The 25136-nt window shown below is 72.1% G+C and carries 28 protein-coding genes; 3 read left to right on the top strand and 25 right to left on the bottom strand.

Annotation, left to right across the window (positions count from 1 at the left end; translation table 11 throughout):
- Positions 1-28: 28 nt before the first annotated feature.
- The 5 genes from EDF38_RS12915 to infC form a co-directional block, all read right to left on the bottom strand.
- Entirely contained in the window at positions 29-766 is a 738-nt protein-coding gene (locus EDF38_RS12915) for an amino acid ABC transporter ATP-binding protein (protein ID WP_123355836.1), read from the bottom strand.
- 82 nt (positions 767-848) lie between these two features.
- Complete coding sequence (locus tag EDF38_RS12910; RefSeq protein WP_123356093.1) at positions 849-1661, bottom strand: RNA methyltransferase; 813 nt, start codon at positions 1659-1661, stop codon at positions 849-851.
- 92 nt (positions 1662-1753) lie between these two features.
- The gene (gene rplT, locus EDF38_RS12905; RefSeq protein ID WP_123355834.1) at positions 1754-2140 is read right to left on the bottom strand and encodes a 50S ribosomal protein L20; all 387 of its coding nucleotides are present in this window, start codon (positions 2138-2140) and stop codon (positions 1754-1756) included.
- 30 nt (positions 2141-2170) lie between these two features.
- A complete protein-coding gene (gene rpmI, locus EDF38_RS12900; RefSeq protein WP_043596704.1) occupies positions 2171-2365 on the bottom strand; it encodes a 50S ribosomal protein L35 in 195 nt (64 codons plus the stop codon).
- 3 nt (positions 2366-2368) lie between these two features.
- Positions 2369-2998, bottom strand: a complete 630-nt coding sequence (infC, locus tag EDF38_RS12895; protein WP_123356091.1) for a translation initiation factor IF-3 — start codon at positions 2996-2998, stop codon at positions 2369-2371.
- 249 nt (positions 2999-3247) lie between these two features.
- On the opposite strand from infC, the gene EDF38_RS12890 reads away from it, so the two are divergent.
- Entirely contained in the window at positions 3248-3628 is a 381-nt protein-coding gene (locus tag EDF38_RS12890) for a DUF1844 domain-containing protein (RefSeq protein ID WP_123355832.1), read from the top strand.
- Here EDF38_RS12890 and EDF38_RS12885 read toward each other — a convergent pair.
- The 6 genes from EDF38_RS12885 to EDF38_RS12860 form a co-directional block, all read right to left on the bottom strand.
- Complete coding sequence (locus tag EDF38_RS12885; protein ID WP_123355830.1) at positions 3625-4458, bottom strand: SseB family protein; 834 nt, start codon at positions 4456-4458, stop codon at positions 3625-3627. The genes EDF38_RS12890 and EDF38_RS12885 overlap by 4 nt on opposite strands.
- On the bottom strand, positions 4458-5204 hold the full coding sequence (priA, locus tag EDF38_RS12880) for a bifunctional 1-(5-phosphoribosyl)-5-((5-phosphoribosylamino)methylideneamino)imidazole-4-carboxamide isomerase/phosphoribosylanthranilate isomerase PriA (RefSeq protein WP_123355828.1): 747 nt from the start codon (positions 5202-5204) through the stop codon (positions 4458-4460). The genes EDF38_RS12885 and priA overlap by 1 nt, the downstream gene beginning before the upstream one ends.
- 71 nt (positions 5205-5275) lie before the next feature.
- On the bottom strand, positions 5276-5911 hold the full coding sequence (hisH, locus tag EDF38_RS12875) for an imidazole glycerol phosphate synthase subunit HisH (RefSeq protein WP_123355826.1): 636 nt from the start codon (positions 5909-5911) through the stop codon (positions 5276-5278).
- Positions 5908-6522 carry an imidazoleglycerol-phosphate dehydratase HisB gene (hisB, locus tag EDF38_RS12870; protein WP_123355824.1) on the bottom strand — a complete coding sequence of 205 codons (615 nt, stop codon included), beginning with the start codon at positions 6520-6522 and terminating at the stop codon, positions 5908-5910. Before hisB ends, hisH begins: the two co-directional genes overlap by 4 nt.
- Positions 6519-7613: a histidinol-phosphate transaminase gene (locus EDF38_RS12865; RefSeq protein WP_123355822.1), complete on the bottom strand. Its 1095-nt coding sequence runs from the start codon at positions 7611-7613 to the stop codon at positions 6519-6521. The genes hisB and EDF38_RS12865 overlap by 4 nt, the downstream gene beginning before the upstream one ends.
- An 80-nt stretch (positions 7614-7693) precedes the next feature.
- Complete coding sequence (locus EDF38_RS12860; protein WP_370275630.1) at positions 7694-8146, bottom strand: hypothetical protein; 453 nt, start codon at positions 8144-8146, stop codon at positions 7694-7696.
- A 252-nt stretch (positions 8147-8398) separates the two neighbouring features.
- Between EDF38_RS12860 and lexA the strand changes: the two genes are divergently transcribed.
- Positions 8399-9088: a transcriptional repressor LexA gene (gene lexA / locus EDF38_RS12855; protein ID WP_123355820.1), complete on the top strand. Its 690-nt coding sequence runs from the start codon at positions 8399-8401 to the stop codon at positions 9086-9088.
- 102 nt (positions 9089-9190) lie between these two features.
- Here the strand turns inward: lexA and hflX are convergent, their stop codons facing one another.
- Entirely contained in the window at positions 9191-10735 is a 1545-nt protein-coding gene (gene hflX, locus EDF38_RS12850; protein WP_123355818.1) for a GTPase HflX, read from the bottom strand.
- 82 nt (positions 10736-10817) lie between these two features.
- Here hflX and EDF38_RS12845 point away from each other — a divergent pair, with 82 nt between their 5' ends.
- The gene (locus tag EDF38_RS12845) at positions 10818-11426 is read left to right on the top strand and encodes a class I SAM-dependent methyltransferase (protein WP_123355816.1); all 609 of its coding nucleotides are present in this window, start codon (positions 10818-10820) and stop codon (positions 11424-11426) included.
- Positions 11427-11505: 79 nt separating this feature from the next.
- Here the strand turns inward: EDF38_RS12845 and dapF are convergent, their stop codons facing one another.
- From dapF to EDF38_RS12780, 13 genes are all read right to left on the bottom strand, one after another.
- Complete coding sequence (gene dapF, locus EDF38_RS12840) at positions 11506-12387, bottom strand: diaminopimelate epimerase (RefSeq protein WP_123355815.1); 882 nt, start codon at positions 12385-12387, stop codon at positions 11506-11508.
- On the bottom strand, positions 12384-13295 hold the full coding sequence (gene miaA, locus EDF38_RS12835) for a tRNA (adenosine(37)-N6)-dimethylallyltransferase MiaA (RefSeq protein ID WP_123355812.1): 912 nt from the start codon (positions 13293-13295) through the stop codon (positions 12384-12386). Before miaA ends, dapF begins: the two co-directional genes overlap by 4 nt.
- A gap of 1 nt (position 13296) precedes the next feature.
- Positions 13297-14850 carry a tRNA (N6-isopentenyl adenosine(37)-C2)-methylthiotransferase MiaB gene (gene miaB, locus EDF38_RS12830; RefSeq protein ID WP_123355810.1) on the bottom strand — a complete coding sequence of 518 codons (1554 nt, stop codon included), beginning with the start codon at positions 14848-14850 and terminating at the stop codon, positions 13297-13299.
- A 37-nt stretch (positions 14851-14887) separates the two neighbouring features.
- Complete coding sequence (locus EDF38_RS12825; RefSeq protein WP_123355808.1) at positions 14888-15748, bottom strand: regulatory protein RecX; 861 nt, start codon at positions 15746-15748, stop codon at positions 14888-14890.
- A complete protein-coding gene (gene recA, locus EDF38_RS12820) occupies positions 15745-16806 on the bottom strand; it encodes a recombinase RecA (RefSeq protein ID WP_123355806.1) in 1062 nt (353 codons plus the stop codon). Before recA ends, EDF38_RS12825 begins: the two co-directional genes overlap by 4 nt.
- A gap of 334 nt (positions 16807-17140) precedes the next feature.
- A complete protein-coding gene (locus EDF38_RS12815; RefSeq protein ID WP_123355804.1) occupies positions 17141-17365 on the bottom strand; it encodes a DUF3046 domain-containing protein in 225 nt (74 codons plus the stop codon).
- A gap of 79 nt (positions 17366-17444) precedes the next feature.
- Positions 17445-17753 (bottom strand): helix-turn-helix domain-containing protein, encoded by a 309-nt coding sequence (locus EDF38_RS12810; RefSeq protein WP_123356087.1) that lies wholly within the window; start codon positions 17751-17753, stop codon positions 17445-17447.
- A gap of 146 nt (positions 17754-17899) precedes the next feature.
- Positions 17900-18391: a CinA family protein gene (locus tag EDF38_RS12805; protein ID WP_123355802.1), complete on the bottom strand. Its 492-nt coding sequence runs from the start codon at positions 18389-18391 to the stop codon at positions 17900-17902.
- Positions 18388-19035 carry a CDP-diacylglycerol--glycerol-3-phosphate 3-phosphatidyltransferase gene (gene pgsA, locus EDF38_RS12800; protein WP_123355800.1) on the bottom strand — a complete coding sequence of 216 codons (648 nt, stop codon included), beginning with the start codon at positions 19033-19035 and terminating at the stop codon, positions 18388-18390. The genes EDF38_RS12805 and pgsA overlap by 4 nt, the downstream gene beginning before the upstream one ends.
- Positions 19036-19038: 3 nt before the next feature.
- Positions 19039-21936 carry a DNA translocase FtsK gene (locus EDF38_RS12795; RefSeq protein ID WP_123355798.1) on the bottom strand — a complete coding sequence of 966 codons (2898 nt, stop codon included), beginning with the start codon at positions 21934-21936 and terminating at the stop codon, positions 19039-19041.
- 51 nt (positions 21937-21987) lie between these two features.
- The gene (locus tag EDF38_RS12790; protein ID WP_123355796.1) at positions 21988-23220 is read right to left on the bottom strand and encodes an ABC transporter permease; all 1233 of its coding nucleotides are present in this window, start codon (positions 23218-23220) and stop codon (positions 21988-21990) included.
- Entirely contained in the window at positions 23217-23993 is a 777-nt protein-coding gene (locus EDF38_RS12785) for an ABC transporter ATP-binding protein (protein WP_123355794.1), read from the bottom strand. The genes EDF38_RS12790 and EDF38_RS12785 overlap by 4 nt, the downstream gene beginning before the upstream one ends.
- Complete coding sequence (locus tag EDF38_RS12780) at positions 23993-25012, bottom strand: biotin/lipoyl-binding protein (RefSeq protein WP_123355792.1); 1020 nt, start codon at positions 25010-25012, stop codon at positions 23993-23995. The genes EDF38_RS12785 and EDF38_RS12780 overlap by 1 nt, the downstream gene beginning before the upstream one ends.
- Positions 25013-25136 lie beyond the last annotated feature (124 nt).

Here is a 25136-nt window from a genome sequence, read left to right as displayed (position 1 = left end):
GACCCGGGCGTCGGACGACGACCGGGAGTCAGTGGGTGAGGATCTTCGACAGGAAGTCGCGGGCGCGCTCGGACGCCGGGGCGGTGAAGAACTGCTCGGGCGTGGCCTCCTCGACGATCTGGCCGTCGGCCATGAACACGACGCGGTCGGCCGCCTTGCGGGCGAAGCCCATCTCGTGGGTGACGACGATCATGGTCATGCCGTCCTTCGCGAGCTGCACCATGACGTCGAGCACCTCGGTGATCATCTCGGGGTCGAGGGCGCTGGTGGGCTCGTCGAGCAGCATCACCTTCGGGTCCATCGCGAGGGCGCGGGCGATCGCGACGCGCTGCTGCTGCCCGCCGGAGAGCTGGGCGGGCATCTTGCCCGCCTGGTCGGCCACCCCGACGCGCTCGAGCAGCTCCATGGCGCGCTTCTCGGCCTCGGCCTTCGAGCGTTTGCGCACCTTGACCTGGCCGAGCGTGACGTTCTCGAGCACGGTCTTGTGCGAGAAGAGGTTGAAGCTCTGGAAGACCATGCCGACGTCGGCGCGCAGCTTCGCGAGGCCTGCGCCCTCCTCGGGCAGGCGGACCCCGTCGATGGTGATGAGGCCGTCGTCGATGGTCTCGAGCCGGTTGATCGCCCGGCAGAGGGTCGACTTGCCCGAGCCGCTCGGCCCGATCACCACGACCACCTCGCCGCGGCCGACCGTCGTCGTGACGTCCTTGAGGACGTGCAGCTCACCGAAGTGCTTGTTGACGTGGTCGACGACGACGAGAGGTTCCATGCGCCCACACAACCAGACGGTCGTCAGGGGAACAAACTCACAGCTGATTCGTAACAGAACCGAAACGAGCCGTCTGGCAAGCTCAGGAGCGGTGCGCGAAGGCGCTCTCGTACAGACAGACGGAGGCGGCCGTCGCCAGGTTCATCGACTCGGCGTGGCCGTAGATGGGCACCACCACCGCACGGTCGGCACGCGCGAGGTCGTCGTCGGTGAGGCCTCGGGCCTCGTTGCCGAAGAGCCAGGCGGTCGGCTTCGCGAGCAGCCCCTCCTGGCGCGCCTCGAGGAGGTCGCCGCCCTTGACGTCGGCGGCGAGCACCTGCACGCCGGCCTCCGCGCAGCGCGCGATGACGCTCGCGAGGTCGACGCCGAGGGCCACGGGCACGTGGAAGAGCGACCCGGTCGTCGCGCGGACGACCTTGGGGTTGTAGAGATCGACGCTGCGGCCGGTCATGATGACCGCGTCGGCGCCGGCCGAGTCGGCGGCGCGGATGATCGTGCCCGCGTTGCCGGGGTCGCGGACCTCCTCGAGGATGGCGATGAGCCGGGGAGACGTGCCGTCGACGCCCTGGAAGACGTCCTTCACGCTCACGGGGAACTGCTTGCACACGGCGACGACGCCCTGCGGGGTCACCGTGTCGGCCATCACGTCGAGCACGGCCTCGGTCACGAACTCGACGTCGAGCCCGGCGGCCTCGGCGGCCTCCCCCAGCGCCGGGTGGCGCTCGAGGGCCGTCGGCGTCACGTAGAGCTCGAGGACCAGCTCGGGACGGAACGCCAGCGCCTCCGACACGGCCTGCGGCCCCTCGAGGAGGAACAGGCCCGTCTCGGTGCGCGCGTCTCGCTTCGAGAGCTTCGCCACCGCCCTGACACGGGGCGAGCGGGGGTTGTCGAGCAGGGGTGCGTTCACGCCACGAGCATCCCACACGACGGACGACGGGCCCGACAGCAGATGCTGTCGGGCCCGTCGTCAGGGGGTGTGCTGCCGGGTCAGGCCGCGGCCTTGGGGGCCGACGTGTCGGCGGGCAGGGCGGCCTTCGCCGTCGCGACGATCGACGCGAACGTGGCGGGCTCGTTGACGGCCAGCTCGGCGAGGATGCGGCGGTCGACCTCGACGCCGGCCAGGGCGAGGCCCTGGATGAGGCGGTTGTAGGTCAGGCCGTTCGCACGCGACGCGGCGTTGATGCGCTGGATCCACAGGCGGCGGAACTCGCCCTTGCGCGCACGGCGGTCACGGTACGAGTAGACGAGCGAGTGGGTGACCTGCTCCTTGGCCTTGCGGTACAGGCGCGAACGCTGACCGCGGTAGCCCTCGGCGCGCTCGAGGACGACGCGACGCTTCTTGGCGGCGTTGACCGCTCTCTTGACTCTTGCCATTTTCTTGTTCCTCTACGTTCGTGTCAGCGGTCAGTGACCGAGAAGCTTCTTGGCGACCTTGGCGTCGGCGGGGGCGAGCACCTGGTCCTGGTTCAGGCGAGCCTTGCGCTTGGCGCTCTTCACCTCGAGGTTGTGGCGCATGCCGGCCTGCTGCTTCATGATCTTGCCGGAACCGGTGACCTTGAAGCGCTTCTTGGCGCCGGAGTGGGTCTTCTGCTTGGGCATGTCTTACTTGCTCTCTTCTGTCGGTGCGTCGGCCGGTGCATCGGCCGGGACCTGGTCGGACGTCGGGTGCTTGGGGGCCTTGTTCGCCGCCTTGCGGGCTTCGGCCTCGGCCTTCGCCTCGGACTTGTTCTTGTGGGGGCCGATGACCATGACCATGTTGCGGCCGTCGATCGTCGGCGTCGACTCGACGCTGCCCCACTCGGAGACGTCCTCCGCGAAGCGCTGCAGGAGGCGGACGCCCTGGTCGGGACGCGACTGCTCGCGACCGCGGAACAGGATCATGGCCTTGACCTTGTCGCCGCCCTGCAGGAAGCCCTCGGCGCGCTTGCGCTTGGTCTCGTAGTCGTGCTTGTCGATCTTCAGGCGGAAGCGCACCTCTTTGAGGATGGTGTTCGCCTGGTTGCGACGAGCCTCCTTCGCCTTCTGCGCAGCCTCGTACTTGAACTTTCCGTGATCCATGATCTTGGCCACGGGAGGCTTCGAGTTCGGGGCCACCTCGACCAGGTCGAGCTCGGCCTCTGCGGCGAGGCGCAGGGCCATGGCGATGGGGACGACGCCGACCTGCTCTCCGCCAGGCCCGACGAGGCGGACCTCGGGGACGCGGATTCGGTCGTTCGTACGGGGATCGCTGATGCGGGACTCCTCTGTTGATTCTCTCGACGCTGCGGAGCCGGTGGCACCGCAGGGAAAGGGGAGGTCCGCGTCGCGACGCACCACGGGGGTGCGAGGACGTCGCTGCACCCTGGCTGCCTGCCTCGCCACGAGATGGTGCTTCGTGACGACACCGACGGGGTGCCAACAACCCGGTAACCTAGTTCAACGGTCAAGCGCGGGTGGGAGAATCTCCACTTTCGCACGGAGCAGACGCTCCGAGCCTGGACGATGTTAGCAGAGGAACAGCCCGTGAGCCACACCCCCGACCACCAGCCCGACAGCCCGGCCGACGAGGCCGTCCGCGACATCGCCGACGTCAACGCCGTCGAGGTGATCAACACGGTCGCCGTGCACCTCATGAGCGCGGCAGCCGTCAAGGTGGGGCTCGCCGACGACCCCGCCGCCCAGACCGACCTCGACGAGGCGCGCAAGCTCATCACCTCCCTCGCCGGGCTGGTCACGGCCAGCGCACCCGAGATCGGCGACCAGCACGCCCGTGCCCTCCGCGACGGCCTGCGGTCGCTCCAGCTGGCCTTCCGCGAGGCCAGCGCCATCCCTGACGCCGTGGGCCAGGGACCCGGCGAGAAGCTCACCGGTCCGGTCAACTAGCCGATCGCGCCGGGCGGACGTTCCGCGGCGACGACCTTCACGGCCATGCTGTCGACCCGCTCGGTGATCACCGGGTCGGCCGACCACCGCGCCTGCAGCCGCTCGAGGAGCTCGCCGAGCCGCTGGGCGTCGAGCCCTGCCCGCACCGCGAGCTGGACCACGACCTCGGGCGGGCCGAGGCGGGCCGAGCGGTAGCCGGGTGCGATCGCGACGCCGACCAGCGCCTCCTCGTCGGCCGACGCCTCGAGGAAGGCCCTCAGCACGCCGTCGTCGACGTGGCTCGGCCGCCAGGGCAGACCCTGGGCGACGGCCCACAGCGCGGGGCGCCGCACGCCGAACTCGGTCGCCGAGCCGGGGTCGAGCACGAGCCGGTCGGTCGACTCCGCCGCTGCCGCGAGGGCGATGCGACGCGACTCGACCGGCACCGGGCGGGCGCGCGGGTCCCAGGCACGCAGCGTGTCCACCGACGTGAAGGCGGGCAGCACGTCGCGCCCGTCGGGGCCGGCGACCGTGACGATCGAGAGCTCCTGGGTCTTGTCGACGCGCACGCCCCGGTCGTCGAGCCCCTCCTCGCCGGCGACGGCGACGAGCGGCACGAGCAGACGCGCCTCGCGGAGGGCGTCGACCACGTCGACCTCGCCCACCTCGTCGGCGTGGAAGCGACGCAGCGCCTCGAGGAGGCGCGGGTCGGCAGAGCCGTCGTCGCCGGCGTACGCCGTGTCGTGGTGCTGGAAGGTGCGACCCGCCCACGGCTGACCGGCGCTGTCGGCCCCGGCCGCGTGGCCGCCGTGGGCGTGGGGCCCGGGGTGCCCGTCTGCCGCCCCGGCCATCAGTCGGAGGCGACGTCGAGCGCGGCGGCGAGCGTGAACGCGCCGGAGTACAGCGCCTTGCCCACGATGGCGCCCTCGACGCCGAGGGGCACCAGCGCACGGAGGGCGGCGATGTCGTCGAGGCTCGAGATGCCGCCGGAGGCGACGACCGGGCGGTCGGTGCGCTCCGTCACCTGGCGCAGCAGGTCGAGGTTGGGGCCCTGGAGGGTGCCGTCCTTCGTGACGTCCGTGACGACGTACCGCGCGCATCCGGCGTCCTCGAGGCGGGCGAGCACGGTCCAGAGGTCCCCGCCCTCCTCGGTCCAGCCCCGGGCGGCGAGCGTGGTGCCCCGCACGTCGAGGCCCACCGCGACGGCCTCGCCGTACTCGGCGATGACGTGGGCGGCCCACTCGGGGTTCTCCAGCGCCGCGGTGCCGAGGTTGATGCGCTTGACGCCCGTCGCGAGCGCGTCGTCGAGCGAGCGGTCGTCGCGGATGCCGCCGCTCAGCTCGACGTCGATGCCCTTGACCTGGCGGATGACCTTCTTGATGACCGAGCGGTTGTCGCCCCGGCCGAACGCAGCGTCGAGGTCGACGAGGTGCAGCCACTCGGCGCCCTGGTTCTTCCAGTCGTCGGCGGCGGCGACGGGGTCGCCGTACCCGGTCTCGCTGCCGGCCTCGCCCTGGGTGAGGCGGACGGCCTGGCCGCCGGCCACGTCGACGGCGGGGAACAGGGTGAGGCCGGGAGTCGTGCAGAAGTCGCTCATGGTGTCTCTCTCGCGGGGACGCGCGTGGTGACGAGGGCCCGCCGGGCAGCGGACGTGGACGGGTCAGGGGATCAGAGGGTGCCGAGCCAGTTCGAGAGCAGGCGGATGCCCGGCTCCCCCGACTTCTCGGGGTGGAACTGCGTGGCCCACAGCGGCCCGTTCTCGACCGCGGCGACGAAGCGGCCGCCGTGGTCGGCCCAGGTCACGTGGGGCTCGGGGAAGGGGCGGATGACGTCGAGGGTCCACTGCTGCGCCGCGAACGAGTGGACGAAGTAGAAACGCTCGTCGCGGACGCCGTCGAACAGGACGCTGCCCTCGGGGGCGTCGACGGTGTTCCAGCCCATGTGCGGCAGGACGTCGGCCTTCAGCTCGTCGACGACGCCGGGCCAGGCGCCGAGGCCGCCCGTCGTGTTGCCGCGCTCGACGCCGCCCTCGAAGAAGACCTGCATGCCGACGCAGATGCCCATGACGGGGCGACCGCCTGCCAGGCGCCGGTCGACGAGCTCGCCGCCGCGCACCGACTCGAGCTGGCTCATGACCGCCGAGAACGCGCCCACCCCGGGCACGAACAGCCCGTCGGCCGCCTGGACGCGACCGCGGTCGGCGGTGAGCTCGACGTCGGCGCCGGCGAGCTCGAGGGCCTTGACGGCGGAGTGGACGTTGCCGCTGCCGTAGTCGAGGACGACGACGCTCGGACGCGCCGTCACAGGGAGCCCTTCGTCGACGGCACGCCCGAGACGCGTGCGTCGGGCTCGACGGCCTGACGGAGCGCCCGGGCGAAGGCCTTGAACTCGGCCTCGGCGATGTGGTGCGGGTCGCGACCGGCGAGCACGCGCACGTGGACGGTGATGCCGGCGTGGAAGGTGATGGCCTCGAGGACGTGGCGCACCATCGACCCCGTGAAGTGGCCGCCGATGAGGTGGTACTCGAAGCCCTCGGGCTCGCCCGTGTGCACGAGGTACGGCCGGCCCGAGACGTCGACGACGGCCTGCACGAGCGCCTCGTCGAGCGGGACGAGCGCGTCGCCGTAGCGCGAGATGCCCCGCTTGTCGCCGAGGGCCTGCCTCAGCGCCGTGCCGAGCGTGATGCCGATGTCCTCCACCGTGTGGTGGACGTCGATGAGGGTGTCGCCCGTCGCCGTCACGTCGAGGTCGATCAGCGAGTGCTTGGACAGCGCGGTCAGCAGGTGGTCGAAGAACGGCACGGACGACGACACGGTGGAGGCGCCGGTGCCGTCGAGGTCGAGGGACAGGGAGATGCTCGACTCGCTCGTCGCCCGCGAGAGGGACGCCGTGCGAGGGCTGCGCTGATCGGTCACGAGGAGAGCCTAATGTCGCGCAGCGCGTCGAGGAACGTGGTGGTCTCGGCCTCCGTGCCCGCGCTGACGCGCAGGTGCCCCGGGATGCCGAGGTCGCGGACGATGACGCCCTTCTCGAGCAGGCGCCGGAAGACGTCGCCCGGGTCGTCGACCCCGCCGAAGAGGACGAAGTTCGACCAGGTGGGCCAGGGCTCGTAGCCGAGCTCGGTCAGCACGCGCATGATCCGGTCGCGCTGCTCCTTGATGTCGTCGACCATGGCGAGCATCTCGTCGGCGTGCTGCAACGCGGCGACCGCGGCCGCCTGTGTCAGGGACGACAGGTGGTACGGGAGGCGCACGAGACGCATCGCGTCGGCCACCGCCGGGTGCGCGGCCAGGTACCCGACCCGGGCGCCGGCGAACGCGAAGGCCTTGCTCATGGTGCGGGACACCACGAGGCGCGGACGCCCCTCGAGCAGGGTGAGTGCGGTCGGCTGCCCCGTGGGCATGAACTCGGCGTAGGCCTCGTCGACGAACACGATGCCGTCGGTCGCGTCGTACGCGGCCGCGATGGTCTCGAGCTCGAGCGGGGTGCCGGTCGGGTTGTTCGGGCCGCAGAAGAAGACGATGTCGGGCGCGTGGCGACGGATCTCGGCGACGGCGGTCTCGGGCGAGATCGCGAAGCCGGCGTCGCGGACGCCCTCGATCCACCGGCTGCCGGTGCCGGCCGCGATGATCGAGTGCATCGAGTACGTGGGCGGGAAGCCGAGCACCGACCGGCCGGGCCCGCCGAAGGCCTGCAGCAGTTGCTGGATGACCTCGTTCGAGCCGTTCGCGGCCCAGATGTTGTCGCGGGTGAGACCGTGGCCGAGGTATCCGGCGAGAGCGTCGCGCAGGGGCGTGAACTCGCGGTCGGGGTAGCGGTTCACCTCGAGCACGGCCCGGGCCACCGACTCGACGATGTCGCGCGCGACGTCGTCGGGGATCGGGTGCGTGTTCTCGTTCACGTTGAGGGCTACGGGCACCCTGGCCTGCGGGGCACCGTAGGGCGCCAGACCCCTCAGGTCGTCGCGGAGGGGGAGGTCGTCGAGACTGAAGGACACGCCCTCCATGGTAGGCGTGCGGCCGTCGGGTCTCGACCGGGGCCGGCCGACGTCACGGCGACGCCGCGAGCGGGTCGGTGACGACGGCGTCAGTCGGTGTACTTCTCCGGGACGGCCAAGCTCTGGCCGGCGCTGACCTCGGCGCTGCCGAGCGCGTTCAGGCGGACCAGGTCGCTCACGACGTCGCGGGGGTCTTTCGTGGGGGCGATGTCTTGGGCGACCTGCCACAGCGACTCGCCGCCCTGCACCGTCACGTACTCGAACGACGTCGACGACGCCGTGTCGGAGGCGACGGCGCCCGGGCCGGCGAGGAGCACCCCGCCGACGATCGACGCGGCGAGGAGCGCGACGGCACCGGCCACCACGCGACGACCCCGGCGCGTGATGCGGAGGCGGGTGCGGACCGGCACGGGCGAGGCCTCGACCGGGGAGGCGGAACCGACCGCGGCACCGCCGCTCGTCGCCGCGGTCGTGCGGGCGGTGCGCACTGAGGGGCGCGTCGAGGCACTGCGGGGGGTGATGGTGCTGACGATGGCGCTCATGAGGTGGTCCTTTCACCGCGAGAGAAGTCGTACGAGTTCGTGCCCGGCACTCGGCCGGGAATGCCGGACACGAAGACGTGTTCCGAACATATCTTCGATCAGGCTCGATCTCAAGCCCTGCAGTCGAACATCGGACTGCATTTCTCGCGACACACTCGAACATGTGTTTCGCCCCGGACCCGTGATCGGATACGGTTTCGATCGATGGTGGGAGTCAAACAGCGACCACCGACATCCGACGGCAGGAGAGACATGAGCGACCCGCAGCGTGCGAGGACGGTCGACGGCACGACGCCGCGCAAGGCCCTCACGGCCAAGCAGGAGTCGATCCTGGCGGCGATCCAGGCGAGCATCGCCCAGCGCGGCTATCCGCCGAGCATGCGGGAGATCGGCGACGACGTCGGCCTCAGGTCGCTCTCGAGCGTGACCCACCAGCTGAACCAGCTCGAGCTCGCCGGCCGCATCCGCCGCGACCCGAACCGGCCCCGGGCCCTCGAGGTGCTCACCGACGAGGCGACTGCCCCGCTGGCCCCCGTCACGAGCATCCTCACGACGAGCGACGACGGCGACACCGCGCACGTGCCGATGGTCGGCCGCATCGCGGCGGGCATCCCGATCACGGCCGAGCAGCAGGTGGAGGACGTCATGCCCCTGCCCCGCCAGCTCGTGGGCAAGGGCGACCTCTTCATGCTCCGCGTCGTCGGCGACTCCATGGTCGACGCGGCCATCTGCGACGGCGACTGGGTGGTCGTCCGCCAGCAGCAGAGCGCCGAGAACGGCGACATCGTCGCGGCGATGCTCGACGACGAGGCGACCGTCAAGGTCTTCCGGCAGCGTGACGGCCACACCTGGCTGCTCCCCCGCAACAGCGCCTTCGAGCCGATCCTCGGCGACCACGCGCAGATCGTCGGCAAGGTCGTCGCCGTGCTGCGGTCCATCTGACCGCTCCGGGCGAGAGGCCTCGGGGCGGCGGCCCGCGCCTCCTCGAGGCGGACGCAGCGAAGGCCCCCGTCGGAGGACGGGGGCCTTCGTCGTGCGCGGGAGCTAGCGGGTCGCCGCGACCGGCTGCACGAAGGGCTCGAGGCCCGCGACGTCGCTCGGGTAGACCCGGGCGTGGAGGCGCGTGCCGCCCTCTTCGTAGTCGGTGGTGACGACGCGGCCCGACTCGTGCAGGTGCGAGACGACCTCGCCCCGGTCGTAGGGCACGAGCAGGTCGAGCTCGACCTCGGGCTCCGGCAGGATTCCCGCGATGCGGTCGAGCAGCTCGGTCATGCCCTCGCCCGTGCGGGCCGAGACGAACACGGCGGTGGGCTCGAGGCCCTGCAGCACGAGACGCTGGTCGTCGTCGACGAGGTCGCTCTTGTTGAAGACGACGATCTCGGGGATGTCCCGCCCGTCGACCTCGTGTATGACGTCCCGCACCGTCGCCAGCTGCGCCGACGGGTCGGGGTGCGACCCGTCGACGACGTGCACGATGACGTCGGAGCCGGCGACCTCCTCCAGCGTCGAGCGGAACGCCTCGACGAGCTGGTGCGGCAGGTTGCGCACGAACCCGACCGTGTCGGCGTAGGTGAAGGGCCGGCCGTCGGGGGTCGTGCTCTTGCGCACGGTCGCGTCGAGCGTCGCGAACAGGGCGTTCTCGACGAGCACGCCCGCGCTGGTCAGGCGGTTGAGCAGGCTCGACTTGCCCGCGTTCGTGTAGCCCGCGATGGCGACCGAGGGGACCTCGTTGCGGTCGCGGTTGGCCCGCTTGGCGTCGCGTGCCGGCTTCATCTCCTTGATCTGGCGACGGAGGCGCGCCATGCGCGTGTGGATGCGCCGGCGGTCGAGCTCGATCTTCGTCTCGCCCGGACCTCGGCTGCCCATGCCGGCCCCGGCGCCGCCGACCTGGCCACCGGCCTGACGGGACATCGAGTCGCCCCAGCCGCGGAGGCGCGGGAGCAGGTACTCGAGCTGGGCGAGCTCGACCTGCGCCTTGCCCTCGCGGCTCTTCGCGTGCTGGCTGAAGATGTCGAGGATCACGGCCGTGCGGTCGATGACCTTGACCTTCACCACGTCCTCGAGGGCTCGGCGCTGGCTGGGCGCGAGCTCGGTGTCGGCGATGACCGTGTCGGCGCCGAGCGCCGCGACCGTGGCGCGGAGCTCCTCGGCCTTGCCCTTGCCGAGGTACGTGCTCGGGTCGGGGTTCGGTCGACGCTGCAGCAGGCCGTCGAGCACCACGGCGCCCGCGGTCTCGGCCAGCGCGGCGAGCTCGCGCAGCGAGTTCTCGGCGTCGGTGGACGAGCCCTGCGGGTACACGCCGATCAGGACCACGTTCTCGAGCCGGAGCTGCCGGTACTCGACCTCGGTGACGTCCTCGAGCTCGGTCGAGAGGCCCGCCACGCGCCGGAGCGCCGCGCGGTCCTCGCGGTCGTACTGGTCGCCGTCGGAGCCCACGTCGGCGAGGGACCGCGTCTGGATCGCCTGCGCGGGCGAGAAGACGGTGTAGGCCGAGGCCCGGGACGCCGCACGGTCGAGCACGCGGGCGACGACGTCGTCGGCCTGGCTCACCTCGTCGGGGTCGCGAGGGGTCGTGGGGGTGTCTGTCATCGGAGTGATACTAGCCCTTTCGTCAGGCGGTCAGCAGGGAGCCGGGTGGGTCGCCCCGTCGGTGTTCGGTAGGTTGTGGGGCATGTCGAGCGAGCACTACTTCACCCCCGAGCCGGGGAGCGAGATGCGTCGCCGGACCATCACGGCGACCCTCGCGGGGCGCACGATGACGATCACGACGGCCGCGGGCGTCTTCAGCCCCGACCGCGTCGACCCGGGCACCGGCGTCCTCCTGGCGGGCACTCCCGTGCCCCCCGCCACCGGCCACCTGCTCGACGTGGGGTGCGGCTGGGGCCCGATCACGCTGAGCCTCGCCGCGCTGTCGCCCGAGGCGACGGTGTGGGCCGTCGACGTGAACGAGAGGGTGCTGCAGCTGGTGCGCGAGAACGCGCAGGCCGCAGGCCTCACGAACGTCAACGCCGTCACGCCCGACGATGTTCCCGAGGGCCTCCGCTTCGCGACCCTCTGGTCGAACCCCCCGATCCGCGTCGGGAAGGACGAGCTGCACGGGCTGCTCCGCCGCTGGCTCCCCCGGCTGGAGGAGGGCGCCGACGCCTGGCTCGTCGTGCAGAAGAACCTCGGCTCGGACTCGCTGCAGCGCTGGATCGCGGACGACCTGGGCGACACGGTGGACGTGGCCCGCGCCTCCACCAGCAAGGGCTACCGGATCTTGCGCGCACGCCGCCGCTGATCACGCCCGGACGCCGACGGAGCTTGCCGGGTGCCGGGTGCCGGGCGCCGCGAGACGGCGACCGTCCCGGGTGCGGCGCCTACAGGCCCAGCGCGCCGCTGAAGACGAGCTCGGCGGGGCCGCTGAGCGTGACGTGCTCGCCGTCGTCACCGGGCACCATCGTCACGCCGACCACGCCGCCGGGCACCTCGACGAGCCACGACGACGGGGCCGCCGACCCCGCCCAGTGGCGGGTGGCGAGAGCCGCCGCGGCGGCGCCCGTGCCGCAGGAGAGCGTCTCTCCGCTGCCGCGCTCGTGGACGCGCATGCGGATGCGTCCGACGCCGTCGACGACCAGCGGGTCGGAGGGCACGACGAACTCGACGTTGGCGCCGTCGGCCGGCGCCGGGTCGAGCACGGGGACGTAGGTGAGGTCGAGGGCGTCGAGCTCGTCGTCGCTCGCGAGCGCGACGACGACGTGCGGGTTGCCGACCGAGAGCGGCAGGCCGGGGCGTGCCGCGTGGAGCTCGCGGGCACGGACGGTGGGCTCGCCGTCCTCCAGGCGCCACGCGCCGAGGTCGACCCTGAAGCCGTCGGGCGAGCGCTCGACGACCCGAACGCCCGCGCGGGTGCCGACGCGAAGGGGCTCGCCCTCGGCCAGGGTGACGAGGCCCCGCTCGGTGAGGAAGCGCGCGAAGACTCGCACGCCGTTGCCGCACATCTCGGCGAGGCTGCCGTCGGCGTTGTGGTAGTCCATGAACCACTCGGTGCCGTGGTCGGCACCGACGTACTCGACGGCGCCGCCGGGCATCGCCCGGGTCGCGACGGCGCGGATGACGCCGTCGCCGCCGACGCCGAACCGGCGGTCGGTGAGCGCCCGGATCGTCACGGGATCGAGGTCGACCTCGCCGTCGGGATCGGCGAACAGCACGAAGTCGTTGCCCGTGCCCTGGCCCTTGCTGAACTGCAGCGTCGTGGTCACCGGAGCAGTCTATCGGCGGCCCGCTGCACGGCCCCGTCGTCGCCGGACGACGACCAGGCGACGTCGGGGTACCGCCGGAACCAGCTGACCTGGCGCCGCGCGTAGCGCCGAGTGAGCCCCTGGGTGAGCTCGATCGCCTCGGCCTCGCCCAGGTCGCCGCGGAGCTGGGCCGCGGCCTGCGCATAGCCGATCGCCCGGCTCGCGGTCACGCCGCGCTCGAGGCCGAGCGGCAGCAGGCCGGCCACCTCGTCGATCAGGCCGTCAGCCCACATCCGCTCGACCCGGCGGTCGAGGCGCTCGACGAGGACGTCGCGCTCCTCATGGACGCCGATGACGGCGGAGGCGCGCCACCGGGCCGCCTCGTCGGGCAGGGAGGCGGAGAACGGCTCCCCCGTGATCACGCCGACCTCGAGGGCGCGGACGAGTCGCCGGGCGTTGTGCGGCCCGATCGAGGCCGCCGCCCTCGGGTCGGACTCGCGGAGCAGCTCGTGGAGCGCCCGGGGCCCGGACGCCTCGGCCAGCGCCTCGAAGCGGGCCCGCACCTCGGGGTCGGTGCCGGGGAAGCGGAAGTCGAAGAGGACGCTCGACACGTACAGGCCCGAGCCGCCGACGAGCAGGGGCACGGCACCGCGGGCGAGCACCTCGTCGACGACGCGCCGCGCCTCCGCCTGGTACCGCTCGACGGTGGCCTCGGCCGTGACGTCGAAGACGTCGAGGAGGTGGTGCGGCACGCCGCGACGCTCGGCGGGCGGCACCTTGGCCGTGCCGACGTCCATGCCCCGGTAGAGCTGCATCGCGTCGGCGTTGACGACCTCGGCGGGGCGGCCCGCGGCCGCGAGGCGCTCGGCGAGGTCGAGGGCGAAGGCCGTCTTGCCCGTGCCCGTCGCACCGACGATGGCGGTCAGCACGTCAGCGGAGGTCGTCGGACGGGCTGTAGATCGGCGTCGTGGCGACCCGCAGCGTGGGGAGGCCGAGCGAGACCCGCGCGGCGCGGCCGGCCCCGTCGGCCACGCCGCCCGCCCTCGACCCGGCCGCGGGCACGCCGCACGAGGCGGCCTGGGCGGCGTCCCACGCGTCGCCCGCGCGGGTGCGGCGCACGTCGAAGAGAGACCCCGGGGAGGCGTCGGCCAGGAGGTAGAAGGGGGCCGCGTCGGTCACCACCACCGAGACGACGTCGCCCGGCCGCGGCACCGCCACGCCCGAGGGGACCTCGACGTGGACGAGACGACTGTCTTCGGCCCGACCCGAGAGACGGTGCGTGGTCGCGTCCTTGCGTCCCTCGCCGGCCGCGACGAGCACCTCGACCCGTCGGCCGACCTGACGGCCGTTCTCCTCCGCCGAGATGCGGTCCTGGAGAGCGGTGAGGCGTTCGTAGCGCTCCTGTACGACCGCCTTCGGCAGCTGGTCGGCCATCTCGCCCGCGGGCGTGCCGGGGCGGACCGAGTACTGGAAGGTGAAGGCGGAGGCGAAGCGCGCCTCCTCCACCACCCGGAGGGTCTCGGCGAAGTCGGACTCGGTCTCGCCCGGGAAGCCGACGATGATGTCGGTGCTGATGGCGGCGTCGGGCATCGCCCGCCGCACCCGCTCCAGGATGCCGAGGAATCTCTCGCTGCGGTAGCTGCGCCTCATGGCACGGAGGACGCGGTCGGAGCCCGACTGCAGGGGCATGTGCAGCTGCGGCATGACGGCGGGGGTCTCGGCCATGGCCGCGATGACGTCGTCGGTGAACGACGCCGGGTGGGGGCTCGTGAACCGGACCCGTTCGAGCCCCTCCACGGCGCCGACGGCGCGGAGCAGCTTGCCGAAGGCGAGCCGGTCGCCGAACTCGACGCCGTAGCTGTTGACGTTCTGCCCGAGGAGGGTGACCTCGACGGCGCCGTCGTCGACGAGCGCCTGGACCTCGGCCAGGACGTCGCCCGGCCTCCTGTCTTTCTCCTTGCCCCGCAACGACGGCACGATGCAGAAGGTGCAGGTGTTGTTGCAGCCGACCGAGATGCTGACCCAGCCGCTCGACGTCGAGTCGCGCTTGGTCGGGAGCGTCGACGGGAAGACCTCGAGCGACTCGAGGATCTCGAGCTGCGCCTCGTCGTTGTGCCGGGCCCGCTCGAGCAAGGCGGGGAGGGAGCCCATGTTGTGGGTGCCGAAGACGACGTCGACCCAGGGAGCACGGTCGAGGACCACGCCCTTGTCTTTCTGGGCGAGGCAGCCGCCGACCGCGATCTGCATGCCGGCACGCTTCTTCTTCTGGCCGGCCAGCTGGCCCAGCGTGCCGTAGAGCTTGTTGTCGGCGTTCTCGCGAACGGCACAGGTGTTGATCACGACCAGGTCGGCGTCGCCGCCCTCGGCCGAGACGTAACCGGCAGCCTCGAGCGAGCCGCTGAGCCGCTCGGAGTCGTGCACGTTCATCTGGCAGCCGTAGGTGCGCACCTCGTACGTGCGCGGGGCGGGAACGACCGTCGTCATGGTCACCCAGTGTAGATCGGCGGTCGCGGCCGACCCGTCACTCGAACCGGACGCCGCCGCCTCGCGGACCGCCGCCCCGCGGCAGGGCCTTGTCGATCGACCGCCGGATGGTCTCGGACCGGTAGCCACGTCGCATCAGGTAGCCGTGGAGCCGACGCTGGGCCGTCTCGTGGTCGAGGCCGCGGAGGGAGCCAGCCCTCTTCAGGGCCCACTCGTCGCAGCGTGCCTGCTCGTCGTCGTCGTCGATCTCGGCCAGCGCTTCCTCGACGACGGAGGCGTCGAGACCACGCTGGCGGAGCTCGGACGTGACGGCACCCCTGCCGAGGCCCTTGCGCTCTTGCTTGGCCCGGACGAGGTCGTCGGCCAGCTCGCGGTCGTTGAGGAGGCCGACGCCCTCGAGGCGCTCGACCTCGTCGACGACCACCTGCTCGTCGAGGTCTCGCGAGAGCAGGAGCTTCGTCATCTCGGACGAGGAGACGCCCCGGCGGGACAGGGCGTGCAGACTGACGTTCTCTGCACGGCGACGCTGTGACTCGAGGTCTTCAGGCTCGTCCTCGTCGTCGTCGACGTCGTCGACGGGTGCGATGCCACGCGTGTCGCGCCCTGACGCCGTCGGCGCGGACGAGGCCCGCACGGCCTTGCCCTCGGTGTCGGCGCCGGTGTCGGCCGCCGACCAGTGCGAACTGATCGCCTCGAGTCGGGCCGCCGTCTCGGCGACCGCGTCGCCCGCCGAGGAGGCGTCGACGTGCGTCTGGGTGCGAGGGACCGCTGCCTGCGCGGCGCCCCGCGGCCCAGCCGATCGATCTGCCGAGCCCGCGCCCCGCCGCCCGAAGAGCGGCGTGACCGGAGCGAGCTCGGTCTCGTCAGATCGACCGGCCTGGTCGTCGTGTGAGGTCATGCGCCCTTCCGAGCGGCGATCTTGGCCTCGATCGACTCGACGGGTGCCTCGACGGGCTTGGCGCCGCCCACGCCGAGCTTCGCGAGGATCTTCTGCTCGATCTCGTCGGCGATGGGCTTGTTCTTGATGAGGAAGTTGCGCGAGTTCTCTTTGCCCTGGCCGAGCTGGTCGCCCTCGTAGGTGTACCAGGCACCGGACTTGCGGACGATGCCGTGCTCGACGCCGAAGTCGATGAGGCTGCCCTCGCGCGAGATGCCGACGCCGTAGAGGATGTCGAACTCGGCCTGCTTGAACGGCGGTGCCATCTTGTTCTTGACGACCTTGACGCGCGTGCGGTTGCCGACCGCGTCGGTGCCGTCTTTCAAGGTCTCGATGCGACGGATGTCGAGTCGCACCGAGGCGTAGAACTTGAGCGCCTTGCCGCCTGCGGTGGTCTCGGGGCTGCCGAAGAAGACGCCGATCTTCTCGCGGAGCTGGTTGATGAAGATCATGGTGGTACCGGTCTGGCTGAGGCCGCCCGTGAGCTTGCGGAGGGCCTGTGACATCAGGCGGGCCTGGAGGCCGACGTGCGAGTCGCCCATTTCGCCCTCGATCTCGGCACGGGGCACGAGCGCCGCGACGGAGTCGATCACCACGAGGTCGATGGAGCCGGACCGCACGAGCATGTCGGCGATCTCGAGTGCCTGCTCGCCGGTGTCGGGCTGCGAGACGAGGAGGGCGTCGATGTCGACGCCGAGCTTCTTGGCGTACTCGGGGTCGAGCGCGTGCTCGGCGTCGATGAAGGCCGCGATGCCGCCGTTGCGCTGCGCGTTCGCGATGGCGTGGAGCGTCAGCGTCGTCTTTCCCGACGACTCGGGGCCGTAGATCTCGACGATGCGCCCACGAGGGATGCCGCCGATGCCGAGCGCGACGTCGAGGGCGATGGAGCCGGTCGGGATGACCGCCACGGGAGCCCGCTCGTCGCTGCCGAGACGCATGACGGCACCCTTGCCGAACTGACGGTCGATCTGCGCGAGGGCGGTCTCGAGGGCCTTCTCGCGGTCTGCTGCTGAGGGCATGGTGTTCTCCTTCGTGGTGGGTGTCCGTGCGCCTGTAGGCTGTCGCGTCGCCGCCGACCGGTGGAGCAAGGTCGAGGACGGGACGACAAGGCGGTGCCCCCGCCGCCTCGGTGGAGCCGAGTCGGTCGGTGACGGTTGGACGTCGATGCCGGGAACGCTACGGACGACCACCGACATCCGCAGACGCCGCCGAGCCGACCGTGCACTTCTCGGGCGATCGCCGCCCTGGGGAGGACGCTACCACCGGACCGAACATGCGTTCGAGAGCGACGGGCGGCGTGTCGAACGCCTGGACGACGCCGACCAGCGCTCCCCCGGGGACGCGGTCGGCTCCTCAGCGACGCGGCTCCGGGAGGCCGACGCCGTGCCGACGCTCGATGGGGACGCCCTCCGCGGCGCAGAGCGCCAGCCAGACCTCCCGGGGCGGGACTCCCCCGGCCAGCGCGTCGTCGGCGGTGCGATCGCCGAGCGCCGCGATGACGAGGTCTCGGGTGACGACACGCCCGTATGCCTCGCCGAACTCGTCGGTGACCGCCGTCGTGAACTCGCTCGTGCGCATCAGTCGAGGCTACCCGCGCCCGAGGACGCACGAAGGCCCCCGGCGGTGCCGGGGGCCTTCGTGGTGGTCAGGTGACGCGTCAGCGGACCGCCAGGTCGTCACCGAACTCGGCGACGAGGTCGTCGGGCAGCGTGTCGGGGATCGGGTTGAGGCCCTCGATCACGGCCATGCGGTCGCCGACCTCGCGCATGATGACGGAGATCGGGGTCTCGAGGGCGTCGGCCACGGACGCGAGGATCTCGGAGCTGGCCTCCTTCTGACCTCGCTCGACCTCGCTGAGGTAGCCGAGCGCGACGCTCGCCTTGCTGGCGACCTGACGCAGGGTCCGGCCCTTCTGCAGGCGGAAGTCGCGGAGGACGTCGCCGATTTCTTGACGTACCAGAACCATGGGACCCTCCTTCATGAGGACGCCCACCATGACGGGATTATCGGTGGTGGGTTGAGTAACACTAGTGCGCGGTGACCGCCACTGTAATGAGCAGGGTCTGCGAGACGCTTGTGAACCTGGCAGATGTAACGAGACCGAAATGCGTGCTATTCCCGCGCCTCGTCGAGCCACGTGGCGAGCATCGACAGGAGTTCGGAGACGGACCCCGATCGGATGGCCGCGCGGTCGCCGGTCAACGCCAGCTCCCGCACGCGGGTCTCGTCGCCCCACGAGACCGCGACGAACACCGTGCCCGGGGCCTTGCCGTCCTGCGGGGACGGGCCTGCGACCCCCGTCGTGGCGAGGCCGACGTCGGCGTCGGCGTCGTGGGCCCGCAGCGCCCGGCGCACGCCCTCGGCCATGGCGGCGGCGACGTCGGGGTCGACTGCGCCCCGCTCGGCGAGCAGCGCCGCGTCGACGCCGAGGAGGCTGTGCTTGAGCTCGGTGTCGTAGGCCACCACCCCGCCCCGCACGGCAGCCGACGCACCGGCCACCCCCACCAGTTCGGCGACCACCAGTCCCCCGGTGAGCGACTCGGCCACGGCCACGGTGAGACCGCGCTCGACGAGCGAGCCGACCACCCGCGCGGCCGAGGTCACGGCTTCGGGCGCCCGTGCGCGAGGGCCACGCGCATGTAGTCGGCACCCGAGACGAGGGTCGCCACCGTCGCTGCGGTCATGAGCACGCCGTTGACCCAGTGCATGCCCGGCCCGACCACGTTCCACAGCGGGAACAGCGCGAGGGTCACGGCCACGGCCTGCAGCACCGTCTTGAGCTTGCCGCCCCGCGAGGCCGGGATGACGCGGTCGCGGATGACGACGAAGCGGTACACCGTGATGCCGACCTCACGGACGAGGATGAGGATCGTGACCCACCACGGCAGCTCGCCGAGGATCGAGAGCGACACCAGCGCCCCGCCGATCAGGACCTTGTCGGCGATGGGGTCGACGATCTTGCCGAAGTCGGTGACGAGGTCGAGGCCCCGGGCCAGCATGCCGTCGAGGCTGTCGGTGAGGATCGCGACCACGAAGAGCACCGCCGCCGCGATGCGGAGGCCGCCGTCGGCCCCGTCGTCGACGAGCAGCCACGTGATGAAGACGGGTGCCATCAGGATGCGCACGACCGTGACGACGTTCGCGATGTTCGCCGTGCTGGCCGGGCCCGGGCCCCTCCGGGCGAAGCGCCCTCGGAAGGGGAAGGCGCTGCGGGCGGAGGGCGAGCCTCCGGTGGTGTGGTCGCTCATGCGTCAGTCCCTCCCCGTCAGGCCCCAGGCGTCGTCCGACCCCTCGTCGCCGTCGACCTCCTCGTAGCCCCGTGTCATCTCCGCCACGGCGTCGTCACCGTAGTCGAGGCCGCCCGCGACCATGCCGGCAGCCGCGCCGCCGGCCGGGCCGCCGGCAGACGGCCCGGAACCGGACGGTGCCTCGCCGCCGCGGAGCTTCGCGAGCACGCCGGGCAGCTGCTCGGCGGTGACGAGCACGTCGCGAGCCTTCGAGCCCTCGGAGGGGCCGACGATGTCACGCGACTCCATCAGGTCCATGAGGCGCCCGGCCTTGGCGAAGCCGACGCGGAGCTTGCGCTGCAGCATCGAGGTCGACCCGAACTGCGTGCTGACGACGAGCTCGGCGGCCGCGAGCAGCAGCTCGAGGTCGTCGCCGATGTCGCCGTCGATCTCCTTCTTCTCGACCACGGCCGCCACGTCGGGCCGGTAGTCGGGACGCGCCTGGCGGGTGACGTGGGCGACGACCTCGGCGATCTCGCCCTCCTGCACCCAGGCGCCCTGCACGCGCATCGCCTTGGAGGCGCCCATCGGCAGGAAGAGCCCGTCGCCCTGGCCGATCAGCTTGTCGGCACCGGGCTGGTCGAGGATGACGCGCGAGTCGGTGACGCTCGACACCGCGAAGGCGAAGCGCGACGGCACGTTCGCCTTGATGAGGCCCGTCACGACGTCGACCGAGGGGCGCTGCGTCGCGAGGACGAGGTGGATGCCCGACGCCCGCGCCAGCTGCGTGATGCGGACGATGCTGTCCTCCACGTCGCGCGGCGCGACCATCATGAGGTCGGCGAGCTCGTCGACGACGACGAGCAGGTACGGGTAGGGCTTCAGCGTGCGCGCGCTGCCGGCCGGCAGCACGATCTCGTTCGCGACCACGGCACGGTTGAAGTCGTCGATGTGGCGGAAGCCGAAGCTGGCGAGGTCGTCGTACCTCATGTCCATCTCCTTCACGACCCACTGGAGCGCCTCGGCGGCCTTCTTGGGGTTCGTGATGATGGGCGTGATGAGGTGCGGCACCCCGGCGTAGATGGACAGCTCGACGCGCTTCGGGTCGATGAGCACCATGCGCACGTCGGTCGGCTTGGCGCGCATCAGGAGCGACGTGATCATCGAGTTCACGAAGCTCGACTTGCCCGAGCCCGTGGCGCCGGCCACGAGCAGGTGGGGCATCTTCGCGAGGTTGGCCACGACGTAGCCGCCCTCGACGTCCTTGCCCACGCCGATGGTCATCGGGTGCACGCTCTTCGCCGCGGCGGACGAGCGGAGCACGTCCCCGAGCGAGACGATCTCGCGGTCGGTGTTCGGGATCTCGACGCCGATCGCGCTCTTGCCCGGGATCGGCGACAGGATGCGGACCTCGTTCGAGGCGACGGCGTACGAGAGGTTCTTGCTGAGGGCCGTGACCTTCTCGACCTTGACGCCGGGGCCGAGCTCGATCTCGTAGCGCGTCACGGTGGGGCCGCGGCTGAAGCCGACGACCTTCGCGTCGACGCTGAACTGGCGCAGCACCTCGGTGATCGAGCGCACGATCTCGTCGTTGGCCTCGCTGCGGGCCTTCGCGGGCGGCCCGACGCTGAGGGTGGAGGCGGCCGGCAGCCGGTAGGGAGCCGCCGGCGAGTCGTCGGCCACGTCGAGCGAGGCCAGGACGTCCTCGTCGTCGTCGGGTGCGAGCACCTGGGCCGCGACGTCGCTCTCGGAACGGTCGATCACGGGAGCGACGGCCGACGGGACGGGCAGCACCGACGTCGCGGCGGCGTCGTCGTCGTGCCGGGGGACGTCGACGCCCTGGGCGCGGACGGCCTCCTCGGCGTGCTCGAGCTCGTCGAGGAGGTCGTGCGTGAAAACGTCGGTCGGCGCCTCGGCGGCCGTGGGCGCGACCGGCTCGGGACCGAGTATCTGCGCGGCCTCGTCGACGAAGCGCGGAGTCGCCTCGGAGCCGCGCTTGCCGCGGCGGCCCCGCGGGACGACCTCGGTCGGCGCGGTGGCCGCGCTCGTGCCGACGACGGGGGTGTCGTAGGCCGGGTCTTCTTCACGGCCGCTCTTCGTGCGACGCCACCACGGCAGGGTGTCGGGGGCGCCGTCGCCCTCGTCTCCGGACGCGGCCGCCGCGGCCTCCGCCTCCGCCTCGGTGGTGGTCGCGCCGAAGAGGTACTCGTACAGCTCGCCCAGTCGGCGGCCGATGCGGTTCGGCGGCGTCTTGGTCATGATGAGCACGGACAGCACGAGCAGGACGATCACGAGCGGCACGGCGACCCACTCGGTCGCGAGGGCGACGAGCCACGACGAGACCAGCCAGCCGAGCACTCCCCCGCCGGTGGCCAGGGCCCGGACGCCCTCGGCGGCCTGGGGCTGGCCGCCGAAGATGTGGCAGAGCGCGCTGACCGAGACGAGCAGGAGGCCGAGGCCGATGCCGAGCCGGGTGTTGTCGTGCACGGACGACGGGTGCCGGAAGAGCCATCCCGCGAAGAGGATCATGATGACCGGGAGCGCGTAGGCGACGCGGCCCAGCAGGCCGCCGAAGGTGTACGCGTCGAAGCTGATCGCGAGGGCGCTCGTCGGGTTGAGCCACTCGACGACCGCACCGGCGATGGCCAGCAGCACGAGGAAGAACGGCACGCCGTCGCGCCGCTCGGACTTGTCGAGGGTCTCGTGGCCGAGCACGCGGAACGCGCCGCCCGTCATGTGCGCCAGACCCATCCACGCCGCGGCGAGGACGTTGGTGCTCGACTCGTCGACCGACGGGGCCGGCGCCGCCGGCGCCTTCTTCGTCGCGGGGAGCTTCTTGGTGGCGGCGGTGTCGCCGCCGCGGCCGCCCGACGCGCGCGAGGAGGACCGCGAACGCGGGTTCTGCTTGGTGGGCGTGGCCATGGGCTCCACGGTACCGCCCGCCTCCGACGTGGGCCGGAGGCGGGCGGCGCGTCAGTAGCGGATGGCGTCGATGACCTTGACCCGCACCGCCACGAGCGCGGGCAGCAGCCCGGCGACCGCCCCGATGAGGGTCGCGGAGCCGAGCCCCACGAGGGCCGCGGAGACCGGGAAGGGCGGCAGGTCGTCGAGCGACCCCTGGCCGACCCAGCCCTGCACCGTCGGGTTCTCGACGACGAGCACGGCGACCATGACGCCGACGGCCCCCGCGACGACCGTGCCCGCCACGCTCTCGAGCATGACCGAGAAGAACACCCGGGGCGCGGTCGCGCCGAACGAGCGCCGGACGCCGATCTCGCGGATCCGCTGGCGGACCGTCACGAGGGCGATGTTGACGAGCCCGAGGCCGCCGAGCAGCAGCACGAGCACGCCGACGCCGGTCACCCCGAGCTTGATCGGCAGGAAGGGGTCCTCGCCGCCGTAGGCGAGGTAGTCGTTGCGGCTCACGTCGACCTGGACGTCGTCGCCGAGCGCGGACTCGACGTTCGCGGCCACGGTGGCGCTCAGGTCGTCGCCGATCTCCGGCGGCAGCCACATCTCGTACTGCGGGGTGTCCGAGTAGCCGTACGCCCCGGACGAGGCGGGCGTCAGGTCGTAGGCGTCCGAGGGCAGGACGTACATCGACCCCGTCCCGCCGGAGTACTGCTCGGCCGAGACGCCGACGACGACGCCGACGACGGTGTCGGCCCCGACCATCTCGACGGTCGGGTGCGACGAGACGGGCGGTGAGCCGAGGGTGCGCCACAGGGGCTCGTCGACGACGACCGCCGGGGCGAGGCGGGACGCGTCGGCCTCGTCGAACCAGCGGCCCTCGACGATGCCCACGCGGTGCATCTCGCCGTAGGGGACGTCGACCACCTGCGTCGGCAGCTCGACGAGGCCGTCGCCGAGCTGGAGGGCCCGCGACGAGTACGAGTTCGCGCTCGCGTAGGTGATGTCGTAGCGCGTCACGGCCGAGCGGAACGCCTCGTCGACGGCCGCCGGCGGCACCTCGGCGGACCCCGTCGAGGACGTGTAGAGCACGTAGCTGGCCGGGCGGCCGGTCGCGCGCTCGTTGGACTCGCGGGTCGACTGCTCGACGATGCTGCCGAGCCCCACGACCGCCGTCAGCGAGCACACCGCGACGGCGACGCCGACGAGGCTGAGCAGGACGCGCAGCTTGTTGACGCGCAGCTCCGCCCACGCCTCGACGAACGCGCCGACGACGCTCGTCAGGAACCCGGTCACGCGATCACCGCCGGCGCGGACGCGGGGCCCGGCTCCGGCGCGGGCGCGACGGGCCCGACGGCCGCGGCGGGCGCGACCGCCTCGACGCGGGGCCGCGCCGCCGACAGCACGCCCGCGTCGAGCGCGTAGTGCCGCGACGCGAGCGCCGCGACCGCGAGGTCGTGCGTGATGGTCACGAGCGCCGCCCCGGTGTCGGAGGAGATGTCGTCGAGGAGGCGCATGACGGTCGCCCCCGTCTCGATGTCGAGCGCCCCGGTCGGCTCGTCGGCGAGGATGACGCGCGGGTCGCGCACGAGCGACCTCGCGATGGCGACGCGCTGCTGCTCGCCGCCCGAGAGCCGGTGCGGCATCGCCTCGGCCCGGTGACCGAGGCCCACCTTCTCGAGCATCGCCCCGGCGATCGCGCGACGTCGCCAGAAGCGGCGACCGCTCGCGTAGAGCAGGGGGGTCATGACGTTCTCGAGCGCCGTGCGCCCCTGCAGCAGGTTGAACTGCTGGAAGATGAAGCCCACCTGGGCGCCCCGGAGCCGGTCGCGCGTCCCGCTGCGGAGCGTGCTCACGTCGCGGTCGTCGAACCAATGGCCACCGGTGGTCGGCGCGTCGATGAGCCCGAGGATGTTGAGCAGGGTCGACTTGCCCGAGCCCGACCGCCCGACGATGCTCACGTGCTCGCCGGCGTCGACCTCGAGGTCGACGCCCCGGAGGATGTCGAGGGTGGCGTCGTCGGCCAGCGGGACCGTCTTCGTCACGCCCTCGAGTCGGATGAGCGGCATCAGCAGACGACCTCGCCGGTCGACGGGTCGACGCAGGGGTCGACGGCGGCCGCCCCCGGCACGAACTCGAGCACCATCTCGCCCTCGGCGAGGCCGCCGGTGACCTCGACGGTCGTGCCGTCGTTGATGCCGAGGTCGATCTCGCGCTCCTCCTCGGTGCCGTCGTCGCCGACGACCGTGACGATGCCCTTGCCCGCGGCGCCCTCCACGGCGGTCAGCGGCACGGTGAGGACGTCGGTCGCGACGCCGGCGGGGATCGTGAGCTTCGTCGCGAGGCCCGCGAAGACGGTGACGTCGCCCGGCACGGCGCAGGTCACGGACTGCCCGCTCGAGGCCGCGCCCGCGTCGGTCGAGCCCGCGTCGCCGGTCGTCTCGTCGCTCGCGGCCCCTCCCCCGAGACCGCCCACGGCGAGGCCGGTGCAGGGGAACGGCGCGGGGCCGCCGGCGATGGTCGCCGTGCCCTCGGCCGGGCGGCTCACGAGCCGGTACAGCTGGTCGGCGGCGAGGGCTCCCGTGACGTGGAACGTGGGAGGCGCGACCGACGCCACCGCGTCGCCCACGGTGACCTCCTGGTCGCGGATCACCCCGAGGGCGCCGACGGTGCCGGCGACCGGGGCCGTCACCACGGCCGTCTTGACGATCGGCTTGCGCTCCGTCACGGTGCCGTCAGACTGGACGACGGGGTCCTGCGGCGTCTCGCTGCGGAGCGAGGCGAGGCGGTCGCCGGCGGCGACGGCCTGACCCTGCGTGACGAAGACCTCCGTCACGGTGCCGGCGAGGGTCGCCGGGGCAGCGACCGCGGCGTCGGCCTCGACCGTGGCGTCGACGGCGACATCGTTCGTCACGGTGCCGATCGCGACGGCCACCTGCGGCTCGACCATCTCGCCCGTCGGGACGGCGCTCGATCCCGAGGCCGCCTCGACCGGCGCGAAGAAGGCGAGCTTCACGAGGGCGACGGCGATCGCCGCGAAGATGAGGATCCTGAGGATCGGGAAGATCCAGGTCTTGGCGACGCGCATGGTGTGTTCCCCCGGGATTCGTGGTCGTTCGACCCTCGAACCTTAGGGGAGCCTGAGAACGGGGCGCCTCACCCTCCCGGATGACTTCGGCGACCGAGGAGGACGAGGCGACCCGCGCCTCCGG

It is taken from the genome of Frigoribacterium sp. PhB160 (genome assembly GCF_003751785.1).
GTDB lineage: Bacteria > Actinomycetota > Actinomycetes > Actinomycetales > Microbacteriaceae > Frigoribacterium.
This window is presented reverse-complemented; position numbering and strand designations above follow the sequence as displayed.

Coding starts and splice junctions, on each gene's coding strand:
- EDF38_RS12785 (WP_123355794.1), bottom strand. CDS start 23,993: ATGCCGCTCATCCGACTCGAGGGCGTGACGAAGACGGTCCCGCTGGCC.
- EDF38_RS12865 (WP_123355822.1), bottom strand. CDS start 7,613: ATGGAGGGCGTGTCCTTCAGTCTCGACGACCTCCCCCTCCGCGACGAC.
- EDF38_RS12860 (WP_370275630.1), bottom strand. CDS start 8,146: ATGAGCGCCATCGTCAGCACCATCACCCCCCGCAGTGCCTCGACGCGC.
- priA (WP_123355828.1), bottom strand. CDS start 5,204: ATGAGCGACTTCTGCACGACTCCCGGCCTCACCCTGTTCCCCGCCGTC.
- lexA (WP_123355820.1), top strand. CDS start 8,399: ATGAGCGACCCGCAGCGTGCGAGGACGGTCGACGGCACGACGCCGCGC.
- EDF38_RS12795 (WP_123355798.1), bottom strand. CDS start 21,936: ATGGCCACGCCCACCAAGCAGAACCCGCGTTCGCGGTCCTCCTCGCGC.
- EDF38_RS12815 (WP_123355804.1), bottom strand. CDS start 17,365: ATGCGCACGAGCGAGTTCACGACGGCGGTCACCGACGAGTTCGGCGAG.
- EDF38_RS12780 (WP_123355792.1), bottom strand. CDS start 25,012: ATGCGCGTCGCCAAGACCTGGATCTTCCCGATCCTCAGGATCCTCATC.
- miaB (WP_123355810.1), bottom strand. CDS start 14,850: ATGACGACGGTCGTTCCCGCCCCGCGCACGTACGAGGTGCGCACCTAC.
- EDF38_RS12890 (WP_123355832.1), top strand. CDS start 3,248: ATGTTAGCAGAGGAACAGCCCGTGAGCCACACCCCCGACCACCAGCCC.
- EDF38_RS12825 (WP_123355808.1), bottom strand. CDS start 15,748: ATGACCTCACACGACGACCAGGCCGGTCGATCTGACGAGACCGAGCTC.
- hflX (WP_123355818.1), bottom strand. CDS start 10,735: ATGACAGACACCCCCACGACCCCTCGCGACCCCGACGAGGTGAGCCAG.
- rplT (WP_123355834.1), bottom strand. CDS start 2,140: ATGGCAAGAGTCAAGAGAGCGGTCAACGCCGCCAAGAAGCGTCGCGTC.
- rpmI (WP_043596704.1), bottom strand. CDS start 2,365: ATGCCCAAGCAGAAGACCCACTCCGGCGCCAAGAAGCGCTTCAAGGTC.
- EDF38_RS12915 (WP_123355836.1), bottom strand. CDS start 766: ATGGAACCTCTCGTCGTCGTCGACCACGTCAACAAGCACTTCGGTGAG.
- EDF38_RS12810 (WP_123356087.1), bottom strand. CDS start 17,753: ATGGTTCTGGTACGTCAAGAAATCGGCGACGTCCTCCGCGACTTCCGC.
- recA (WP_123355806.1), bottom strand. CDS start 16,806: ATGCCCTCAGCAGCAGACCGCGAGAAGGCCCTCGAGACCGCCCTCGCG.
- EDF38_RS12845 (WP_123355816.1), top strand. CDS start 10,818: ATGTCGAGCGAGCACTACTTCACCCCCGAGCCGGGGAGCGAGATGCGT.
- EDF38_RS12885 (WP_123355830.1), bottom strand. CDS start 4,458: ATGGCCGGGGCGGCAGACGGGCACCCCGGGCCCCACGCCCACGGCGGC.
- pgsA (WP_123355800.1), bottom strand. CDS start 19,035: ATGAGCGACCACACCACCGGAGGCTCGCCCTCCGCCCGCAGCGCCTTC.